The 2542-nt window shown below is 49.3% G+C and carries 1 protein-coding gene; it reads right to left on the bottom strand.

The window, feature by feature from the left end; genetic code table 11:
• Positions 1–345: 345 nt before the first annotated feature.
• On the bottom strand, positions 346–1857 hold the full coding sequence (locus BRW63_RS26780) for a group II intron reverse transcriptase/maturase (protein ID WP_073075351.1): 1512 nt from the start codon (positions 1855–1857) through the stop codon (positions 346–348).
• Positions 1858–2542: the final 685 nt, after the last annotated feature.

Raw genomic sequence — 2542 nt, forward strand, 5'->3', positions numbered from 1 at the left:
TTGACACTCCCCAGCCCTAAAGGGACGGGGATTCTTGGCTCAACGAAACCACTTAACCTAGAGTCCTTGCGTCGTCAGGGCCAGAGGTGGGATTCTCCCCAAGCGTTAATTCGGGTATGCCCTACCCTAGTTGCTTTCCAGCAAGTCCTGTTTAGCTCTGAAGCAGATATGCCTCAAAAAACTGATTCGTCTAGTCCCTATGAATCTTTTACCTACTGCTAGGAGGAAGCTAGAACAATGCAGTAGAACCGCATAGATTGTTGGAGTCGAGGAGAGATATTATTCCCTGCCCCTCTCCGTTCAATCTGGGCGTGCAGGTTTCCCAGCACCCAGCTTTCGACGTTCTCACCTTGCAGTTTTGCCCATGTGGATTAGGTCGTGGCAGCTTTCGTGGGTTGCTAGAAGATTGTTGGTCTTCCAGTTCGAGTGGTTGCCGTCTACGTGGTGTAGATGGACTTTCTCGTCACTTAGCAGCTTTAAGCCACAATATCCGCACGTATGGTTTTGCCGTTTGAGGGCTTTAGAGGTATTGCCATCATAGAGCTTGCTGTTACGTTCGCTCCAGTAGGCTAGGTCGCCGTCGAAGGGAGATTTGTCTCTCTTGACATTGATGTGTCTGTTTTCGGAGTAAGGAACGGTTGGAAATGCCTGTTCCAGTAATTTCTTACTGGTATGGCGATTCTGTTTGGATTCCTTGTTGAACACCTTGAATGCTCTGTTTTGAATGTGATACAGCGAAAAGCGCGACCCTTCCATTTTGCAGTAGCGGTGGTAGTTCCTCCAGCCTCTAACTACGGGGGCGAGTTGTTTCGCTTTGACCGTAGCGCCATTATTCGAGCTATTGACGATGCGCTTTACTTTCTGACGGAATGTTTTGAAGTTATCCACCGAAGGGATGCATCGAAACTTTCCGTTCGTTTGCACTTTGAAGTGCCACCCTAAGAAATCAAACCCATCGGTCGCGGCGGTTAGCTTTGTTTTCTGTTCACTGACCTTCATTCCTCTTTCAGCAAGGAACTGGCTGATCTCGTCAAGTATTGCGGTAGCGTCGTCTTTAGGTTTGAGGATGATCACCATGTCGTCCGCGTATCGGACGGATGGATGAATTGCCTCGATTCCATTCAACGCAACGTTCGCTAATAACGGACTCGCCACACCTCCTTGCGGAGTTCCCTGTTCGGGAAATTCCGGATTAACTCCTGCTTTTAGACAGCGAAAGATTCCTGTCTTGATCCCTTGCGGGGCAATGAGTCGCTCCATGATAGATTTGTGGCTAATCCGGTCGAAGCACTTTTCGATGTCGAGTTCGATGACCCGTTTCTCTTTTCCGCCGTGGATGGATTGCAGGTTGAGAAATAGGATTTTCTGCGCGTCGTGCGCTGAACGCCCTGTCCTGAACCCGTAGCTTCTGGCGTGAAAAGTTGCTTCGTGTGCTGGTTCTAGTGCGTATTTAACCAGGCATTGCCATGCCCGATCCGCAATAGTCGGAACTTTGAGGAGGCGCGTTTTCCCATCCTTTTTGGGAATTGGGATTTCGCGTAACTTCTGGTGATGCCAGTTGTTAGAATGACGGCTGAGTTCTTCACTCAGATTCAGTCTCTCTTTGAGAGTCAGAGAGGCTTTACCGTCTACCCCTGCGGTCTTTTTTCCAGCGTTTAGCTGCGTGACTTGTCGAATTGCCAGCATTCTTGCAGCGAAGGATCTCAGAATCAGCTTTTGGAGCAACTGGGCTTTGCGCCTGTCGTTAGCTTGAATCGCTTTGTACACTCGCTGTTGTAGGCGGAAAAGACTGCGCCGGAATTGCTTCCAGGGTAGATTCTTCCAAGATTCACTCGCATTGCTGCTGTGTCTAATCATGCTCTGCTCCAGGTTGTGTCTTCTGAACGCCTCGCGACAATTACGCCGCGTCCTACCCGGATTGAGGGAGTTCTGCTGCTCGTCTAGCCTACTTGGGGTTCGACCTCCCCTAGACCCTCAATTCGTTTTTACTCGTTCCCTTGATTTGATTGTGATGTTCCGTTAGGTGGAACCAATTCAACCACTGGATTCCCTGGACTCTTACCGATATCCAACTCGAAAATTCGGCGGGAATTTATGCTCCAGTAAAGTCGGGGGTTTTATGTTGTGCCACCGCTTCCTTGTAGGTCGCTTTTCTAGGTTCTGTTTTCACCGTGGGAACTCCCCATTAGCACCAGTGTCACCTCACAACAGATGTCTGATTGTGCCCTGTTCCCAGCTTCACTCTGTAGAATTCGAGTCTACTCGGTGTGGGCAGATTGGGAGTTAAGCCTGAGTCTGGCTAGTGGGACTTTCACCCACATCAAATCGAGAGTTCAACCGTAATGGTTGGTGTGGTTATTGATTCGCCACACAACGAATCGCACCAATTGTCAAGGTTCAGCGTTCTGCCTTTCGACGACAAGGTTTTTTAAGTGGTTGATTACCTTGTCCACTAATGCAAATGTACGACAAAAAGGGGGATGATTTTGTGAAGATTTCTAGAAGTGTCGGACTCTGCCGCCTAACAGCGGCGCGGGAACCC

Source organism: Phormidesmis priestleyi ULC007 (assembly GCF_001895925.1).
Lineage (GTDB): Bacteria > Cyanobacteriota > Cyanobacteriia > Leptolyngbyales > Leptolyngbyaceae > Phormidesmis_A > Phormidesmis_A priestleyi_A.

Excerpts from the sequence above, each read along its gene's own strand:
- BRW63_RS26780 (WP_073075351.1), bottom strand. The coding sequence starts at position 1,857 with ATGATTAGACACAGCAGCAATGCGAGTGAATCTTGGAAGAATCTACCC.